General features: G+C 43.3%; 12 protein-coding genes. 2 read left to right on the forward strand and 10 right to left on the reverse strand.

Features of this window, described 5'->3' with window-relative positions:
* Positions 1-3 precede the first annotated feature (3 nt).
* From MWL85_RS06070 to MWL85_RS06085, 4 genes are all read right to left on the reverse strand, one after another.
* Positions 4-2,787, reverse strand: a complete 2,784-nt coding sequence (locus tag MWL85_RS06070; RefSeq protein WP_244400068.1) for a TonB-dependent receptor domain-containing protein — start codon at positions 2,785-2,787, stop codon at positions 4-6.
* Between the two features lie 10 nt (positions 2,788-2,797).
* On the reverse strand, positions 2,798-3,244 hold the full coding sequence (locus MWL85_RS06075; protein ID WP_244400069.1) for a hypothetical protein: 447 nt from the start codon (positions 3,242-3,244) through the stop codon (positions 2,798-2,800).
* A 101-nt stretch (positions 3,245-3,345) separates the two neighbouring features.
* Positions 3,346-4,311 (reverse strand): lamin tail domain-containing protein, encoded by a 966-nt coding sequence (locus MWL85_RS06080; protein ID WP_244400070.1) that lies wholly within the window; start codon positions 4,309-4,311, stop codon positions 3,346-3,348.
* A 16-nt stretch (positions 4,312-4,327) separates the two neighbouring features.
* A complete protein-coding gene (locus MWL85_RS06085; RefSeq protein WP_244400071.1) occupies positions 4,328-5,830 on the reverse strand; it encodes a leucine-rich repeat protein in 1,503 nt (500 codons plus the stop codon).
* Between the two features lie 171 nt (positions 5,831-6,001).
* Here MWL85_RS06085 and MWL85_RS06090 point away from each other — a divergent pair, with 171 nt between their 5' ends.
* The gene (locus MWL85_RS06090; RefSeq protein ID WP_244400072.1) at positions 6,002-7,636 is read left to right on the forward strand and encodes a leucine-rich repeat protein; all 1,635 of its coding nucleotides are present in this window, start codon (positions 6,002-6,004) and stop codon (positions 7,634-7,636) included.
* 696 nt (positions 7,637-8,332) lie between these two features.
* A complete protein-coding gene (locus MWL85_RS06095) occupies positions 8,333-9,259 on the forward strand; it encodes a YitT family protein (protein WP_244400073.1) in 927 nt (308 codons plus the stop codon).
* Positions 9,260-9,439: 180 nt separating this feature from the next.
* Here the strand turns inward: MWL85_RS06095 and MWL85_RS06100 are convergent, their stop codons facing one another.
* The 6 genes from MWL85_RS06100 to MWL85_RS06125 form a co-directional block, all read right to left on the reverse strand.
* A complete protein-coding gene (locus MWL85_RS06100) occupies positions 9,440-10,597 on the reverse strand; it encodes a DUF4876 domain-containing protein (RefSeq protein WP_018028101.1) in 1,158 nt (385 codons plus the stop codon).
* A gap of 21 nt (positions 10,598-10,618) precedes the next feature.
* Positions 10,619-12,223 carry a DUF6850 family outer membrane beta-barrel protein gene (locus tag MWL85_RS06105; RefSeq protein ID WP_021903630.1) on the reverse strand — a complete coding sequence of 535 codons (1,605 nt, stop codon included), beginning with the start codon at positions 12,221-12,223 and terminating at the stop codon, positions 10,619-10,621.
* A gap of 12 nt (positions 12,224-12,235) precedes the next feature.
* Positions 12,236-12,547, reverse strand: coding sequence for a hypothetical protein (locus MWL85_RS06110; RefSeq protein ID WP_155799424.1), 312 nt, complete (start codon positions 12,545-12,547; stop codon positions 12,236-12,238).
* Positions 12,548-12,650: 103 nt separating this feature from the next.
* A complete protein-coding gene (locus tag MWL85_RS06115; protein WP_021903629.1) occupies positions 12,651-15,494 on the reverse strand; it encodes a carboxypeptidase regulatory-like domain-containing protein in 2,844 nt (947 codons plus the stop codon).
* 691 nt (positions 15,495-16,185) lie between these two features.
* On the reverse strand, positions 16,186-16,941 hold the full coding sequence (locus MWL85_RS06120) for a succinate dehydrogenase/fumarate reductase iron-sulfur subunit (RefSeq protein ID WP_018028097.1): 756 nt from the start codon (positions 16,939-16,941) through the stop codon (positions 16,186-16,188).
* Between the two features lie 30 nt (positions 16,942-16,971).
* Positions 16,972-18,912: a fumarate reductase/succinate dehydrogenase flavoprotein subunit gene (locus MWL85_RS06125; protein ID WP_244400074.1), complete on the reverse strand. Its 1,941-nt coding sequence runs from the start codon at positions 18,910-18,912 to the stop codon at positions 16,972-16,974.
* Between the last annotated feature and the right edge of the window lie 12 nt (positions 18,913-18,924).

An 18,924-nucleotide genomic window follows, 5' to 3' on the forward strand; every position in this document is an offset into this window, starting at 1 on the left:
GTTTTAGAATTTCACCCTTACCTCTGCACCAAATACGGGTGCTTCCGTACGACGGTGCCAAAACTTATGCTCATCCAGAAATCTTTGTGTAAGACTGACCATCGCATTGGCATAAAATGAGATGGTAAGGTGCTGGTCAAAAAGTTCTTTGGACACCTTGGTGTTAAACATAAATGCCAGTGGCTCCTTGGTCGTGAGGACGTACTTGGTCCAGACCTTCTCTGCCATCAGCATCTTAAGAAGGGGTTCAGTCTCCTCTTTTTGCTTTACAATCTCCTCACTATAAGGGTGGATGTCTCCATTGATATCCATATACTGGCTTGGGATATGTGAAAAGGTGTTGTCGTACCACTGGTTTTGTAGCCACACAATCTGCAGCATGTTGGTCATCAAGAAGCCATGCTTAGGTATCCGAGTGTGTATGTAGATATTGGTATTAAGGCGGTCGTATATCTGCCACTGGACACCCTTGTCATAAAGCCCGACATAAGGAATCATACTACCTCCTATCATCATTTTAGGACGCAACCACACGGGAGCCCCATATCCGTAGTGGGTGCGGTAATAGGCTCCATTGATCTCTATATCACTTTTGAGCCAAGTGACATTGGGAAAACGCAACTGATACTCTATGCCATACTTTTGAAACCCAGCCGCATTGACGGGGATACTCTTTGAGGTAAAGGCTCGCACCGTCTTGGTGGTCTCGGGACTCTGAGGTGTGGCTACTTTCCCTATATCATAGCTGATAGGTGCGTAGTGCTCAAAGACCTGCACCGCATCTAGCATCCGCTCAGTAAATATCGACAGCGTAAGGGTGAAGGCATTTTCACTATGATTCCAGCCAGCCTCAAACTTATTGTTACGGTCGGGACGCAACTCGGGATTACGGTTATTAACGATGATGGTATGATACATAGGGGGCGAGCCCTTACCTATAGGGTATTCACGATAAATCGGTGCGGGGTAGAGGTAGTCTAGCGTAGGCAGTTTAGACTGACGGCCATAGCTTACCCAGAAAACATCTTGGATAAAGCCCCGGTGGCTATGCTCTGACGAAAGCGAAAAAGAAAGATTTACCCTAGGATCCACCAAAAAGAGCTTATCAAGGAGGTAAGAGCGAGGGATATTGAGAGGCTTTGTACCCCGTATACCAGCCGTAAGGGTCACTTCAGCCTTGGGAGTCAGTGTATAACTAATGCGATCCTCTATATAGCAACCAAGGCTTGAGAGGTAAGGTATAAGGTTATTGGGGAATGGGCGAATCGTATTTTGCGAATCGGGGAATGGAGGGCGGTAGGGGTCCTTCAGCACTAGACCACGCCCCTTATTCTTGTTGTACTCATAGTCTAGTCCATAACTGAGATTGTGCGTTCCACCGAGTAGGCTAATGTCTGACGTTTCACCATCTAGTCGGAAGAATAATCGGTGCGGTAAGTTTTCATTGATATACTCCGACATATAAATCCTATCCTTTAGGATTACTGCTGGGTGAGGACCAGGCGCATAGTGTGGCTGAATCATACCAGTCCTCATAGCTATAGCACGCTTATAGTGCCAGAACGAGTCTTCTATACGCTCCAAAGAGAGAGCCAGCGTAAGCTTCGTGATAAAGGGATTGCTCCCAAATACTATCCCAGTCCGTCCCATGAGAGCGTGTCGGTCGTAAGTACTCTTGTACTGCTCGATTACTGACTCATCGTTATGCCCTATTCGCTCCTCCTTATTCCCGTTAAGACTATGGGTATAATCGTACTTTGCAAATAAGTCCATATCTGCCCCTAGAAGCTTAAACTTATTACTGTACGTAAGCATACTCGTCACGCGGTCATAAGCACTAAAGAAGGTATAGACGGGATCTGCTTGGTAGCGGGTAAAGTCCATACCAGCGTAGAGAGTACCCCCTTTCTTCCCTAGCGAAAAGCCCTTACCGACATAAATCATCTTGGTGGAGAGATTAATAAGCCCTCGAGCCGTTATCGGAGAGCGCCCACGCTTGGAGGTTACCTCAATAACGCCACTACTTAGATTACCATACTTTGCCGAAGCTATGCCTCTTATTATCTTGACTGTCTCTATATGGTCTGTAGAGAAGTTACGCAGGTCCACGCCTACATTAGCGGGTAAAAAAGCATACTTGCCATTGACATACTCGTCCTTAATGTGAGCGACTTGAAAGCGACTGGCATCATTGGAGAGCGTAATACCATCTGATACGATGACAGTCCCTAGTGAAGTTGCCTTATCTCCTCCTCCCACCTGTCGGTTTTGTTTAAGACTTACTCTTTGCATATTTACATTTGCTACGGTCAGCTCACCTGGGAGGAGGGTCATAACGTTTTGTAGCGAGATGGGTTGAAGGTACTCGATCGCCTTCTGATCTATCACTATGTTACTTGTCCCCTTTGCCACCCTTCCGTAAATCGTTACTTCTGGCAACTCGTGGGAGCTTCTATAAAGGCGAATGGTGACCTTGCTAGGGTGTCCTGCTGCGACAGACACCGTGGTACTTCTTGTCTCATAACCCATATAACGGGCGGTTAGGGTATATTTACCCTTATGCAAATGAGGCGTACAGAAGTAACCATCGGCATCTGTCATCATTGAGAGCCCAAGCTCCTCAATGCGAATAACACTAAATGGCAAAGTAGCGTGGTCAGCAGCATCAACTACCGTCCCGCACACTTGCACCCTCTCAGACTTTCCCTGAGCAAAGATAAAAGTAGACAGGAATAGGTTGAAGACTAATCCTAAAAATATATTGAAGAGGATTCTATGATAAGTCATACCAGCAGCTTTATTTGAGATTCACAATCAGTTCATATTTATAAACTCCTTGAGAGATGGTCCAAGATGAAATTCTTGCATAATCGCTAGAAAAATCGCTGCCGAAACTGAATGTTACAAGTCCTAAGCCATCAATATATTTCGTGAGATCTTGCATCATTGGAGAATACATACGGGCTATGGGGAGTCTGAAGTGAGCATCAAGATTTTCATCTACCTGAGCAGTATAGATTTCAGATGTCTCATATTCTTGGATAATTATCTCCATTCCCACAAAGTTGCTTTTGTTGATATACTCCAAACTTTCATGAAGCTTGAGAGATACAGTGACATCGGCATATAAATCAAACTGTTTACTTGTACAGGCTATCGTGAAAGTAGAGAGTAGGTATATACCTATTATGCTTAATAAATATTTATATGACATTTGATTATCCCGAAGTCTTATATCAGACATACAAAATATAGTATCCTATTGGTGGTTCCTCATTGTGATTAGAGCAAACCACCGATAGTAATCATCTAGATATAGTCATAGGTGAATTATAGTTCGCCGTATCAGTATACAGCCTTAAAATCATCTTTAGGGCTTTGAGTATTCTTTAAGTTCACTCCAGATCCTATCCTCTTTACCTTTATTCCCTTACAGAGTATAGCGTCATTAAACTCATCGTACTTTAATGGCATAACAAAATAAGCATAATTAGGGACGACCGTAGTTGGGAATAGGTTATGTACTTGTGGAGCACCTGTCTTGGGGCGTGCTTGGAAAGCATCAATGATCCATTTGGCTGGTATCTTCACACCAGACAGGTTAAGACGAGGCTCGTTGGGGGCTTTGGGGTGAGGTAGTCCGTACTCAACACGCCGACTAATATATTCTTTAATGTTGCTCTCACTTGCACTTCCGTCACGGTTGTACTGAATAAGGAAGATACCTGCAGAGCCATCAAGCTGAGTATGCCATGCTTGGAAGTGGCTGAAGTAATCCATATCAGGTTTCCCTGTATCTTCTGTGACAGAAGGAGAGCCATCATTAGGCTGGATAAACACCTCAAAGCGTGCATCTCTATTGTCATAACGCCCACGTCTATTCCTGAAATCCTCCGCCCAGCGAGCCACCTTGAGACTCTCACCTGGCTTTATCTTAGTGTTTCCCCTTCCACTAGGGAATGTATAAACTTGAGAGGCATACACATACTCAAAATTTTGATACTTATAATAGCGACGTGCAGTAGTGAAGTCGGTTGTGATACCAATAGATAACCCAGCGACATCAATGGTTTGATCGGAGACGTTAGTTATCGTGATGTACTCCTCTGGTGCCATTGGATGAGAGATGTTGAATAACAACTCGTCCAAGAGAATCAGACCCTTAAGATCTCCTGAAAGGCTACGCAACTCAGCCAAGTCAGTTTGGCTTGTTTGGTCAGACACGTTGTCTGGCATTAAGTTGCTTTGGCAAGAAGTTGCCAGTGTCAAGGCTCCTATGAGCCACATTGCGAGTTTAAAAATACTCTTCATGTTGCAGAAAATTAAATTAAACATTAGTTAATGAAGATGGGGACCTCCCATCATATAGTTCTGTATTTTGAAACGCATCGGGAGCTATAGTCACGCCATACTCCTTTTTTGTTTCTTCAATTGATTGTATATTCCATTTTCTTAACTGTCCACCTATGTATAGGGCACCAGTTATATCAGCAAATGCTTTTGATGCGATTGTCTTCAAACTGAAGCGTTCCCTATAACCGTAACCCGTTGGGTCAGTTTCATCAGCTTTTGAGTCAACAGAAAAAAATAGTGAATACAAGAGGTACATGTTTACTGACGTGTTATGTGAAATAAAGGTTGCATTCTGGAAAGCACCCTCATCTATTATTTTAAGAGAGGGGGGAAAATCCAGAGAAGAGGGGTCATGGCCTCTCTCGTCTATCACTGGTTCAAACACCACTCTGCTAAATGCATACTTTCCTATCCTTTGGAGTTGTAGCGGAGAAAACCAAAAATTATAAAACTGCCCTTTACTAAGCTTATTTTCTGCCGTGATTGAATAGCACCCATAATTTAGTACCAAACCACGGAGTCCCGATTTATAGAAGGCATAGTCCGAAATCTCCAGCACTCCGTGAGGAATACTATCTAAGAGAGCAAGAGATGAAGTCTCAGCAAAACCACCTAAGTACTTAAGTTTCTGCCCTTCCTTAAAGTCTATTTTCGTCAACTTCTGACAGCGACGAAATGCGTGTAACCCTATACGCTCATTATCTCGTGCTAAGCGTACCTTGGTAACATCGTTATCAGCAAATGCATAAGTATCTATAAGGGTGACACTTTGGGGCAAAAAGAGTTCTCCCGAGAAAAGTGCAGGCTCGGCAAGTGCGGAGCGACAAAACATATAAGGCCCTATGACCTTGTCCTCAACATTGTACTCATAACTCTTTCCTTCATAACTCCCCTTAATAGGGCTACCTCCCGATACAATATTGGCACCACGTAGATTCAATCCCTTAGGCAGAGCTACCTTTAGCTGGCGTAGTGTATTGATATCATCACCATTAAGGTTACCCAGTAACTCAAGCCCTTCATACGGTTTGTCTGCCTTAGCTAGATATTCAGCAAGCATACCAGCCTTCGGCACACCCACTTTGAGGATACCCTCATCTGTTAGGGTGACTCCCTCAAAAGGACGCACCTCTATCTCTACTGTATCAGAGAGCTTAGAGGCCCTGTCCGTAACCGTTACTGTGACCTTGCCAGCTCCCTCAGCAACAACCTCCCCCGTATACTTATCTATAGGTAGTACTTCGGGATTGCTACTTGTCCACTCAAGTAGGTAGTACATATCTCTATCTGGGGTTACCGTCACTTCTAGCTTGTGCCTTTCACCTACTATTATCGTATGTGGTGGCTCAGAAAGACTAAGCTGAGTAATATTTGTTCCCACTTCATACAGCTCTGCATCACGTGAGCATGCCACTAGCACCAAGGCTAATATGAGAGATAATCTAGAGAGGGATTTCAAAGGTAAATATGAGCACATATTATTGAACTAATACTTTCTTTTATAGTAATTCTTCACTTCTTATTCTTGACCACAAAGTTAATCAGATAAATTATTTAATAAATACCCATCATTGGGTATTTATTATTCAAAAAAAGTAACGATAATTGTCCAACCATAAATACATATAATTTAAAAGTAATCATAAGTATGAAGATGACATCATTCAAGACGCACTTATTAGTGCTTGTAATGCTACTAGTCATAGTAGCTGGCTGTCGCAAAAACCATGACAATCGCACCCCTGAGGTGGCGGTTACCTCTATTAAGATAACTAAGCCTCAAAGCGAAGCTATCAAAATAGGTGAGACTCTCCAGCTCACAGCCGAGATACTACCTACTACCGCTACCAACAAAGAAATAACTTGGAGCAGTAGCAAGCCTGATGTAGCTACTGTAACATCTGCTGGGGTAGTGAAAGGAATTAAAGTCGGAGCAACTGAAATCATCGCTACTGCAGGGAGCAAGAGCGACAAAGTCACGTTACAGATTCTCTACCCTAATAAAGTTGAGAATGGAGTTGTGGATTTCTTTAATGCTAACCCTGGGGCACTCGGCTCAGACCTCAAAGCTCTTGTAGGGGACAAGACATTTAACACCATAAGAGTACACGGTGATATTACAGGTAGAGATGTGGCTGCCATATCCTGCCTTGAAGGTCTTATAGAGGTAGACCTCGGAGATACCAATGTGGTTCCAGATATGGGGATAGATAATACAAAACTTCAAACTGAGCATCGGATTAGGGGGTGGGACAAAGATGTATTCGGAGAAATTCACAACGGAGATAAGAAAGGAGCTTGGTATAACGAGAGTGCCGATCCAACAACTTTTCCATCTGCATTTATTCGTGACAAGATACAAGAGAAGGGGATGGGCGGTGAGAAAGACAAGTCCTCCCTCAAGCGATTTGTATTTCCTCGTACCGTTAAGGAGATTAAGAGTCACTCCTTATTCTCATTTAGAAGTTCGGAGCTTAGCAATCTTGAGGAGGTCGTCCTGCCAGATAATCTTGAGCGACTTTCTGGAGAGTACATATTTAAGAACTGTGGCAAACTCTCCAAGATTACGTTTCCGAAAACACTTACCATCATCGGCTCTGGTCCATATACAACAGAACTATTTATGAATCAAGAGACGTGGCAGATGGAGCCAAGACCCGTTCCTGAATATTATAGGTCAGAAGCATTTTATGGTTGTGAGCAATTGTCAGACATCCTCACAAGGCTACCTGCAGACATAAAGGTTATTGGTAGGGGAGCCTTTCTTGATATAGTGCCAAGCACTTTGGACTTCAGCCGCTTTAACAACCTGAAAGTCATCTCCGAATCCTTATTCTTGAGTACTGAGGATTATGACATAGACATAAAGACCCCTATAGTACTTACACTTCCTAAAGGAGTTAAAGAAATTAGACATACAGCTTTTAAGGGGCATCATATAAAGAAGGTTGTTTTACCTGAAACAGTAACATATATCAGCGGTGGAGCATTTACTGCCCCAGAAACGACTGGCATGACTATCGAATTCACCAGCAAACAACCACCTAAATTTGCTGTATTAAACTTCATTGACGAACCTGTATGGGATTACTATTTCGGGAGTATTTCCAATAAAGATAACGTAACGTTGATTGTGCCTAAAGGTCAGAAGAGCTTGTACGAAGCAATACAGATAGGCATAGCTCAGGACTGGGATTACGAGAAAAACAAAGAGGTTACTGTCAAGAAGTACCTCCCTGATGTAGTTGGTAAGATAGTGGAGAAAGGCTCAGAAGGGGAATAATAATGTTGTGATTGAATAACGCCCTATTTCTCCAAAAACATCTCATATTTAAGTTTAGGATTTAGATTTTAGGACAATTACCTGAAATCTAAATCCTATTTTTTCAACTTTTCCCTCCCCTACTTATAGCACGAGTTAGACAAACTCTAAAAGAAATACCCCGACATAGTCTTCTCAACTCTGTTTTTCTTCTGGATTATATAAAGAAAAGAGAATCTAATCAGTTAAATCATCCTAATAAGCTACTCCTCAAAAAAGGGTCTACAAACTAGCTTTTGGAAATATGCATATTAGCCGCCAGAAATATGCATATTAGCGATCGGAAATATGCATATTTCCGGCGGCTAATATGCATATTTACTTTCTAACATTTTATACCTCTGTTAATCAATAAGTTACCAACGGCACTTCCAGAGTATCAGGAAATTTACCCCCGAAAATGCATTAACATATATTCACCACACTATACAGAATATATAAAACCGAAACTTGAGTAAAGAAAGATACTAGAAACTTTTTTTCTTTCTTACTAGAAAACGTTTTTTTTCTTACTAGAAAATATCTCCCCTACTTATGTTTCGGACTTAGAGATTCAGAGACAGAGCTATCCAGCACATTAGGCAAAATCACCTAAAATAGGTATTTTTGTAGCATCTATAATTAAGCACCAAACTGCACTGAACAGAGATAGACAACATGGGAAAAATCGCTCCAAAGCCATACGTCCAGCAGCGATGGCACGCAAGATTGCAAAAGAGCAAGCCACTCACCGATGCACTCTACATCTTGATTGGCTCCCTCCTCCAAGCAATAGCATACTCCGTATTTATTGCCCCTGCCAATATTATTCCAGGCGGGGTTTATGGCATCACCATTGCCCTCAATCATCTTACCAAGGGACTATTTTCATTTGCCCCTGATGGATTACCTATTGGTACCACAGCACTTTTCTTCAATGTGCCCTTACTCCTCCTTGCTCTTAAAAAGCTTGGGCTCTCATCTGCTGGCAAAACAGTTGCCACCTTTCTCCTCATCTCCTCCTTCACTGACCTGATTGGTCAGATGGTCAAAAATGTTGGATTGATAGGAGATGATAGAATACTCTCTGCCTTTTATGGCGGAGCCATTCTGGGCGTGGGGGTTTATCTGATATTCAAAGCCGAAAGCACTAGTGCTGGCACAGATGTCCTGAGTAGAGTGATTGCGAAAGGGAGCAATTACAAGCTCAGTGATACCATCATCGTAATAGATTCAATAGTAGTGATATTTGGACTTATCGCATTTGGTGACCTCACAGTACCTCTCTACTCTTGGTTAACCATTATCATATATGGTCAGATCGTTAACTTCCTTCAGCCTGAAAACCCCAAGAAAGCAGTGTTTATCGTCTCCTCTAAAACCGAAGAGATTAGAGATCTATTACTCAACGATCTAGAGATTAGAGGCACTATCATTCAGGGCAAAGGAATGTACAAAGGCGAGGCTCGAGAAATGATATTCACAATTGTGGAGCGTAAGAAGCTACCTAAGCTCAAAGATAGCGTCAAGGGCATTGATATCTCAGCTTTCATCTCCACAATGGATGCCAGTCACGACACCGTTAACGCTCCCTCCAAACCTTAATCAACAGACCATTTGAGAAAGCCCGAAAAGCACGTGAGCTATCTAGCGGAAAAGAGACAGCAACGGAATAGTAATCATCGGCGGGACACACCGCGAGCAGACTAAATAAAAATAGTTTCGGATCCAGGCAAAACCATATCCGAAACTATTTTATCTCTTCCAAAAGTATTTCAAATGTTGTTACTTTGCAAGCTCAAAATCCAGAGTTGAATTATTGGAATCCTGATAAACTTTTTCATCTTTTACGCCCTGTCGCATCTTTCGTTTTAGGATAGTTCCCGCCTTAGGCATCTCATCTATAGCAGAAGACCAACCTGTATAACCCTTGTCAAGGTCAGAACTAATAGCATTCTTAACATCGCCGTCACCATCCTGAGGAAGACTTAATACAACAGCATCAAAAATGCAGTTATTGGGCAACGTAAAGAAAGTCTTAGGTGTCTTATCTGTCGGAGATGGATTGGTGTGGGTAAACTTCTTACCAAATGCCTCTTTAGTCAATTTGGTGCGTGCTAGAGCCAATACTCTCGTACCATTATCTGAGAAAAAACCACGCTCATTAGCAACCTCCTCACTATCCACAAACTTTACCAGCTTGTCCGTATTCAAAACCATAACACTTCCTGGCTCGATTGGGTATTGCTTTCCACTACCCGGAAGTAAGTATGCTCTATGAATAGGGAGCGAAGACCTTACAACGCTAGAAAAAGAAGGGGCATAGCCTTTGAGCGTTTGGTAAGCTCCCTCTACCACAAGCAAACTATCAGCATAGAGAGTTTCATGTGAATTGTTGGCAACGATCAAGTATTGTCCCACCCCATTATTTTCAGTGGCCTTAAATCCAATCTCTGCAATCACAAAAGAGGAGGTACTGCGGGTATTCTTGATGCTCGGTTCATAACTTAGAGAGCATTGATTCTTAAACTTACTCTCTTTGTAGTATCTAACTGCCACCCCACGCTGCTCATACAGTCTGGTGGAAATGCGTCTAAGCCCTTGCTCTCCCTTATCCTTAAATGAAAATGAGGCTTTGCAAGAAATATCATAAATTCCCTCTTGCACATTGGGTACAACTATAGGCTCTGACCCGTCATACTGCTCTACAGTAACCTCATATGAAAGGTGCGGAAGCATTACATGCTGTAGCTTTACAGTAACAGCAACCGGCATAAATTCAGCTTCTTCAACCTCATATTTTGCAGGTAATTTCAAGCTGACCTCTACAGATGTCTCCTTGATTTCCTTCACTCCCAACTCCTTCTTGCAACCGGATGCAAGGCAGAGAAGCATGATGAAAAAAGGAAGAAGCATCGCTTTATAATCTTGTTTTAACTTCATGGCATTAAATAATTATAGCGTTCAAAAAGACAACCCAAAAGACACAACTGCCGTATGGGCTTTATACCTTACTTGATTCGTCGTATAAAGATAGTTGGCGCTAATGGTAAAGACAAGTGGGGAAGTATCATCCTGCCCAAACTCAACAGCATAGGTTGGCGTTACGTTCAATTTAAGTTTATTGGATTGGAGGAATGCAAAGGTATGATCAAGATACTCACTAATGTATTCATCAGGATTTGGTTTTTGCAAATCTTTTCGTTTGGTGTACCGATCTCTATCGTAGTCAAATGAACCGTCAATATTGGCATTATAGTCAGCACCCACATTAATGGTCAGTAGAGACTTGTCCCAACGCTTACTGATAGTGCCGGATACAATGCCACCAATGCGTGCCAAGTGGACCTTATCATCCGGGTAAATATTAGCAATATACTCCTCTGAAGCATAGGCGGATAGGTCGGTCTGAAACTTAATGCCATGGTTCCAATACTGCTCTTGGCTCACCGTCACCTTATCCTCCCACTTCTGTTGATAAAAAATGGGCTGTGTCTCGAGGACTAAGAGCTCTCCGGAGCCATCATCGCCAATGATATTATCAAATCCCTTCTTATGTGAGTAAGCGTAGTGGTTGGCCACTCCCCATGAGAATTGCCGGCTACGCTCCTGAAGGTATCCGATGGAAGCGGTAATTGTTTTTTGAATATAGCTATTCGTTGGAGCATGGTTATTCTCAGTGATTACCCGCTCTAGCTGATGCTTCATATACCCAAGTGAGCCATAAATACCTGACCTGCCTTTGGGAACAAACTCGATGGTAGCACCATAGCCACTCTTGCGATAATACAAAGAGCCATTAGCCCCACTAAAGCGTTTCGTAATTTCACCAAGCCCTTTCATACTCATCTCATGCACACCGCCCAATTCGTTGGCGAACTCAACTTTATAGCTGCGTTGCTTATAGACATCATACCGCCCACTTACAGAGACAAAATACTCATCTGAAATAAGCTGAGATAAGCCCACCGTACTCCGAAAGTCTGAAACGACATTACGGGGACGGGGGTCAGTGTCTCTAAACTCATGTAGAGCTCTGTAAGAGGCTTGCACACCTATAGACCCACCCCTCCAGGTATTTTGGTTAAGACCTCCGGAAAAAAAGTAGACTTCAGACTTCACATTTCCTCCTACTGTATCAGCAGTAAAGTAAGGATAAATCTCCGGTAAGTCCGAACTGGACATCCACTTGATACTTTTATTAACTCCTTTTTGATAGTAGGCACGACCCCACAGCTGTTGAGAGGAATTCCTTTGAAAGCTGGTTGCATCTATACGTACATGGTTATATCCTCTTCCATATTGATACAGGCCTGAGTCATCATTATTGTGGGCATTGTAAGAGACCACAATGGATGATAATGAACTGTCGCAACGCTTGACGGCTAATGAAGGGTTGAGGTCAAAAGGAGAGATAAAACGGAATGGGAGCATCTGCCGCTCTTCGTAATGGTCAATCACTTTGTGGGCAGAATGATTCTGTGCACTAACTGAGTATGGGCTCATTAGAAAAGCAACTATAACAAAGGCATATCCAACTATCCTTGATATATATTTTTTTGTATTCATAAGTGTATCTCTTTATCTCATGTAGAAGAAAGTAAGTTGTACCTTCTGCTTATCTTGTAGCAAGTATAGATCGTTTTTGGAACCACGAATCCACCGCACTCGCTTTTCACCGGTAACGGTATTCTCTTCTGTCACACTTTGGCTATCCATGTATATTCTTTGGTAATAACCTTTTTGTAGCGTTATTGTGAAAGGAAATTCCGTAACCTTTTGCTTAATCACTTCTTTAGTGTTAAGGTTAGTAGTTTCTAAGACCAGGTCCTTGAGATCTACCAGTTTACAATCCGGATTAGGTAGGCTGGCCTCTATCGTTAACTCACACATAATGTTAACGTCATCGGTCTTCAGTTCACAACCACTCAATAGGACTGTGTATAATGGAAACAACAATAACGCAAAAATTGCTCTTTTATTTTTCATAAACTGATCAAAACTTAATGTTCAACTCCATTCCAAAATAGGGATACCTATTTCTCCGGTGGAGATACCCTTCATGATAGTAGTCCGGACTATAGTCAAAGAGACGATTCACAAAGAGTGCCACCCTTAGCTTTTCATCAAAAAAGTACTTGGTTGCTTTCACATTAAAGTGTGTGCATATCGGCACCGTATACTTTTCAAATAAAGGCTTCAACTCTCCACGGAAGAGGTGTTGCAAATAAGTATCTTTCTTTGACTCTTCGGTATAGGGGTGCTCTACCAAGTCGAGGTCTACATAGTAGTCAGGCCGATCAGACTTAGGGAGAAATTCAGAGGAGGCATACCAGTTAGTTTGTATCGAGAGAGAAAGGTTAAACTTATACTTCCTCAGATACGTATCAAAGCGGAAATCGGTATTGAGCATCTCACTTGTCAAGCCCTCCTCGTCCTTATATAGACCATAGTACGGGAATACCAATTGCTTACCCAGCTGCACATCGGGCTGGACATACAGCGGTGCACTATTTCTATATATAGTCTTAAACCATGCTCCAGAGAATGTCAGACGAGTATGGATCTTGTCGTACCTTGGAGTACTGAACACCCATTCTACTCCCTCCTTTTTGGTCTGGCTACCATTCCTAGTATATGGGATAAGTGCAAAGTCCTTATACTCCTTATACTTCATCTTGGAGAGATCAGGTGGTGCCGTTAGGTTTCTCCAGTCGATACTGTATATATCATACCTTTTGAAAGAGAGGGTTGTCAGCTCACCCACTCGTCTGAAGCCATTAGGCATATCTTCCCGGAAATAGGTAGCGGTGAAGTAATATTGATCATAGTCCAGATCCATTCTCACCTCCCATTTCTTGTTTATCGCCGGCTCAAGTTGTGTAGAATTAGGTTGGAAGATATAAGTCTTAGCATTGACTATCCAGCTATCTCTATTAGGAAATCCACCGGTATTGAGTTGAATAAAGTCCCAATAGAGTTTCTCCGGATTCAGTTGTTGCATGACGGGGAAAACACGAAGTGTTCCATACCCTCCGACAAAGTGAATCCCCAGCTTTTTATCTCCTATCTGTATAGGAGCCACATCGTACTTTGCATTGACACGCAAGTCTGTGTAGAAGTGACCGCTCATTGTAAAAGACTTGTCAAGCCCAAGTAATGTAGATGTAGTCACCCCGGCCTGCAAGGAAAGCACATGGTCGTTGACGTTAATGCTCATGTTGTCTTCCAAAAAGAAAGTGAGCCTATTCAGTGCCGGTATGTCACTAAACCTCCTGGGGCGTTGGGAAGGGTCTCTAAATACAGGGCGCTCGGGGTCAAAGATCGTTCCTTCCCCAAAGTTCTTACTGTAGTTCCATTCCGAGCCCCAAATAGCCCGATTATGTACCTTTCCTAACCAGAATAGGCTTTCTCCCTTCAGCTTAGTGTAGGCATAAAAAGGCTGATCATCTACACGGTGCTTAGCGATAAAGAACCCACCGGGGTAAAATCCCCAATTGTACTCACCCTCTTTCATGGAGTAGACAAAAGGCTTATTATCATGTTGCACCCCTCGCACTATCTTCATGACATCATTGACATAGCTGACTGCCATATCTAAGCTCATCCCTGCAAATAATCCCTTCTTATTCGGCGTAAACCTTAAGGAGTGATTCGTAGAGAGACGATGATAATTCACGCGATAGGAGTCCTGCTGGCTGTAGGATTGATCCGGATCCACCTTCTCGCCATCTAATGAACCGGTATAGTCCAAGTTTGCAAGCCAACTAAGGCTTCCGGAATCAAAGTGCCAAAGCTTCGTAGAGCGTATAGATCCTGTGATCCTCTGATAGGAGGTCTGACGGAACCTTGGATCAGCACTAGAAGCAAGAATGCTGAGGCCCATACTCAGATTATAATCCTTGCCAATATCATTGGTGCCTTTACCGATATAGGTAAGGTAGCTCCTCATATCACCCTTAAATCTCGCCTCCAAGTCATTCAGCGTACGCTTGCGCTTGATATTGATAAGCCCCGTACTTAGGTTAGCATGCTCCACAGAGGGAATGCCTCTGATGATTTCCACACTCTCAATCTCATCTGTACCTATGGTACGCAGGTCAACCCCTTCTGTATTAAAGATACTATTGACAGCACCATTATTACTAGAGCCAAGACCGGAGAGGGTCATCATATTGGCATTATTAGCAATTGGCATACCATCGACAATAAATGCAGTACCAAGCGAGGCCGTAGCATAGTTGAGCTGGTTCACCCGAGGCATCATACGCCCTCCGGTGTCGAATGGGAAGTGAGCCTCTCTCAAGCGTATAGGCTGCGGCGTCATCACATACGGATCCACAGCTACACCTCCAGGGAGCAGTTCCAAAACATCTGCAAAGCTAGAAGCCTGAATGTGCTTCATTGCCTCCTGATCAATCTTCGAGCCACTCGTCATACCCTTCGTCTCCTTAGCGGTCACAACAACCAACTCACTCAGTTGCTCATCCGAAGGTGCCAAACCAACCACCAGCCCATTGCTCTTAGCTGGTAGCTTCACACGGTTTTGCTCAAAGGGGGTATAGCCAATAAAGGTCACTCGCATCCTATAGACACCTTCAGGCAATTTTCCGAAGTAAATATTCCCCTGAGAGTCTGCCACATTGCGGTATATTTTACCATTCTCAAGGGTCAGCGTAGCCAGTGCTCCTTGCAGAGGAGACTGCGTACTTCTGTCCGTGACAGTAATTGTAAATAACTTAACGACAGATTGTGCTTGTACCGCACTCACGGTCAGTAGTAGACCACTGAGTATTGCCGATATCGTTAAGTACAACTTTTTAGTAATAAAGTTCTTCATTTCTCACCTTTTCATATACGTATTGCTTCATGTGTAACTCTGTTTGCAAAGTTATGAAAGTATATATTGCACCTCAATACCTATTTTTGATTAAAATAAATATATTTTCATACCTAAAAATAGGGATTAAATTTAATAAACCTCTTCAATGAGTATGTTGCACGAAGTGTTATTCTCGCACATTTGCTAAAAATGCCTCATCCGATATTCTGCTTGATAGAGTCGACTGTGACACCTTGAGACTACTGCGTCAGCCTGTATACACCAATCATCTTGCGGGATGAAATCCGCAAGATATGGGCGACGGAGTCTTTTTCCTCTTTGAAAATTTGAAAGAGAACTGGAAATCCATTATAATTGAGCGAATTATTCACTAAACGCTTAATTACACAATGTGGTTTCCTGAAAAAGGTTGACTCGGTTAATAGATTATTAGAAAATGAAGAAGCCTCTATAAGAGGAGCACTTGTTATGAGATAAGTACTAGAAATCCTCTGTAAAAGCTCATATTTGGAGCTTTTACAGAGGAGAATAATCAAACAACAAGGCAGTTTCTCAAGCCAGATAAGACAAAAATCAGCAAAAAGTCAATCCAAAATGTCTAAACTTGAATGTGCAACAGCCTCAACGTTGAAAGCCCCTCCAAGAGATTCTCGGAGGGGCTTTCATATCATAAAGGCTATATCAAGGATCAATCCTTAAACTTAGCCTTGATAAACTCTCTATTGAGGCGAGCAATGTTGGATACCGAAACACCCTTTGGACACTCCAGCTCACACGCACGGGTATTGGTACAGTTACCAAAGCCCAGCTCATCCATCTTTGCCACCATAGCCTTGGCACGCCTAGCTGCCTCAGGACGACCCTGTGGCAACAATGCGAACTGGCTCACCTTAGCACTCACGAAGAGCATAGCCGAACCATTCTTACATGCAGCTACACAAGCTCCACAACCAATACAAGAAGCGGCATCAATCGCCATCTCTGCTACGTCGTGAGAGATTGGAATAGAATTGGCATCTGGGGCACTACCTGTATTGACGCTGACAAATCCTCCAGCTTGTTGGATCTTATCAAATGAAGTTCTATCCACCATCAAGTCGCGAATCACTGGGAATCCAGCAGAACGCCATGGCTCAATAGTAATGGTATCACCATCATTGAACTTACGCATGTGCAGCTGGCAAGTAGTCACAAGAGAGTCAGGTCCGTGTGGGTGCCCATCAATATATAGTGAGCACATACCACAAATACCCTCACGACAGTCGTGATCAAATACCACTGGCTCCTCACCCTTGTGAATCAGCTGGTTATTCAATATATCAAGCATCTCCAAGAAGGAGCTACCCTGAGATACATTATTTAGTTCGTAGGTCTCAAAGTGCCCTTTCTCCTTAGCACTCCTCTGTCTCCAGACTCTGACCTTTATATTAATGTCTTTATCCATAGTTTTGTGTCTAATCTTACGAAAGGGTTATTAAGACTTATAGTTTCTCTGCGCTCTCACTACGAACTCATAGTCAAGAGGTTCCTTATACATCACTGGTGCTTTGTCCTCACCTTGGTACTCCCAGCAAGAAACGTAAGCGAAGTTCTCATCGTCACGAAGAGCTTCACCCTCCTCAGTCTGGTACTCTAGGCGGAAGTGACCACCACAAGACTCCTTACGGTCAAGAGCGTCATGAGCCATTAGCTCACCGATCTCAATGAAGTCAGCAAGGCGAAGTGCCTTCTCCAACTCTACATTGAGGTCAATAGCCTGACCAGGGATAAATAGATCGGACCAGAACTCCTTTTTCACTTCAGCAATCAGCTCTAGGCCCTTCTTTAGCCCAGCCTCATCACGACCCATACCTACATAATCCCACATGATGTGACCCAGCTTCTTGTGAAGGTCATCCACAGATTGCTTACCCTTAATATTCATCAACTTGTGGATTCGGTCAGTTACCTCCTTCTCAGCAGCATCGAACTCTGGTAGGTCTGTGCTGAAACGTGGCACTTGAATCTGATCCGATAGGTAATTTTGGATCGTATAAGGAAGTACAAAGTAACCATCAGCTAGCCCCTGCATCAATGCAGAAGCACCCAGACGATTGGCACCGTGGTCTGAAAAGTTGGCCTCTCCAATCGCAAATAGGCCTGGGATAGTTGTCTGTAGCTCATAATCTACCCATAGGCCACCCATTGTATAGTGGATAGCTGGGAAGATCATCATAGGGGTCTTGTATGGATCATCATTAGTGATCTTCTCATACATCTGGAATAGGTTACCATACCTCTCCTCAACTACCTTTAGCCCAAGACGCTGGATAGGCTCAGCAAAGTCTAGGTAAACTGCATTACCAGTCCCTACGCCATAGCCAGCATCACAACGCTCCTTAGCCGCACGCGATGCCACATCACGAGGCACCAAGTTACCAAAGGCTGGATACCTACGCTCCAGGTAGTAGTCTCTATCCTCTTCCTTTATCTCAGTTGGTCGTAGCTTACCTGCACGGATAGCCTCGGCGTCCTCCTTCTTCTTAGGCACCCAAATACGTCCATCATTACGTAGCGACTCCGACATCAGCGTTAGCTTACTTTGGAAGTCACCATGCTGTGGGATACAGGTTGGGTGAATTTGAGCCATACAAGGGTTACCAAATGCGGCTCCCTTCTTGTAGCACTGCCAAGCGGCCGAACCATTACACTCCATAGCATTGGAGCTAAGGAAGAAGGTATTGCCATAACCACCAGTTGCAATCACCACAGCGTGTGCAGAGAAACGCTCTAGCTTTCCAGTAACCAAGTCACGAACGATGATACCTCTTGCACGACCATCCACCATTACTAGATTAACCATCTCATGGCGAGTATGGAGGTTGACCTTACCTAGGCCCACCATACGGGAAAGTGCTGAGTAAGCTCCTAGCAATAGTTGCTGACCCGTAATACCTCTTGAATAGAAAGTACGTGATACCTGAGCACCACCAAAGGAACGGTTGGCCAATGTACCACCATACTCACGAGCGAAAGGCACACCCTGCGCTACACATTGGTCAATAATTGCATTGGACACCTCTGCTAGACGATATACATTGGCCTCTCTTGCACGGTAGTCACCACCTTTAATTGTATCATAGAATAGACGGTACACAGAGTCACCATCATTCTGATAGTTCTTCGCTGCATTGATACCACCTTGAGCTGCGATAGAGTGTGCACGGCGAGGGGAGTCTTGAATACAGAAGTTCTCCACATGGAAGCCCATCTCAGCCAACGAAGCAGCTGCCGACGCACCTGCCAGCCCAGTACCTACAACTATGATATCCAATCTACGCTTATTGGCCGGATTCACCAGCTTCTGATTAGCCTTATAAGTATTCCATTTTTCCGCTAAAGGACCCTTTGGAATTTTGGCATCTAACTTTATCATATTAATATTAAT

The sequence above is a fragment of the Porphyromonas somerae genome (assembly GCF_022845615.1).
In the GTDB taxonomy this organism is placed as follows: domain Bacteria; phylum Bacteroidota; class Bacteroidia; order Bacteroidales; family Porphyromonadaceae; genus Porphyromonas_A; species Porphyromonas_A somerae.

Bases quoted from the DNA above. Each gene is read 5' to 3' on its own strand.
- MWL85_RS06070 (WP_244400068.1), bottom strand. From the start codon at position 2,787: ATGACTTATCATAGAATCCTCTTCAATATATTTTTAGGATTAGTCTTC.
- MWL85_RS06075 (WP_244400069.1), bottom strand. From the start codon at position 3,244: ATGTCTGATATAAGACTTCGGGATAATCAAATGTCATATAAATATTTA.
- MWL85_RS06080 (WP_244400070.1), bottom strand. From the start codon at position 4,311: ATGAAGAGTATTTTTAAACTCGCAATGTGGCTCATAGGAGCCTTGACA.
- MWL85_RS06085 (WP_244400071.1), bottom strand. From the start codon at position 5,830: ATGTGCTCATATTTACCTTTGAAATCCCTCTCTAGATTATCTCTCATA.
- MWL85_RS06090 (WP_244400072.1), top strand. From the start codon at position 6,002: ATGAAGATGACATCATTCAAGACGCACTTATTAGTGCTTGTAATGCTA.
- MWL85_RS06095 (WP_244400073.1), top strand. From the start codon at position 8,333: ATGGGAAAAATCGCTCCAAAGCCATACGTCCAGCAGCGATGGCACGCA.
- MWL85_RS06100 (WP_018028101.1), bottom strand. From the start codon at position 10,597: ATGAAGTTAAAACAAGATTATAAAGCGATGCTTCTTCCTTTTTTCATC.
- MWL85_RS06105 (WP_021903630.1), bottom strand. From the start codon at position 12,223: ATGAATACAAAAAAATATATATCAAGGATAGTTGGATATGCCTTTGTT.
- MWL85_RS06110 (WP_155799424.1), bottom strand. From the start codon at position 12,547: ATGTGTGAGTTAACGATAGAGGCCAGCCTACCTAATCCGGATTGTAAA.
- MWL85_RS06115 (WP_021903629.1), bottom strand. From the start codon at position 15,494: ATGAAGAACTTTATTACTAAAAAGTTGTACTTAACGATATCGGCAATA.
- MWL85_RS06120 (WP_018028097.1), bottom strand. From the start codon at position 16,941: ATGGATAAAGACATTAATATAAAGGTCAGAGTCTGGAGACAGAGGAGT.
- MWL85_RS06125 (WP_244400074.1), bottom strand. From the start codon at position 18,912: ATGATAAAGTTAGATGCCAAAATTCCAAAGGGTCCTTTAGCGGAAAAA.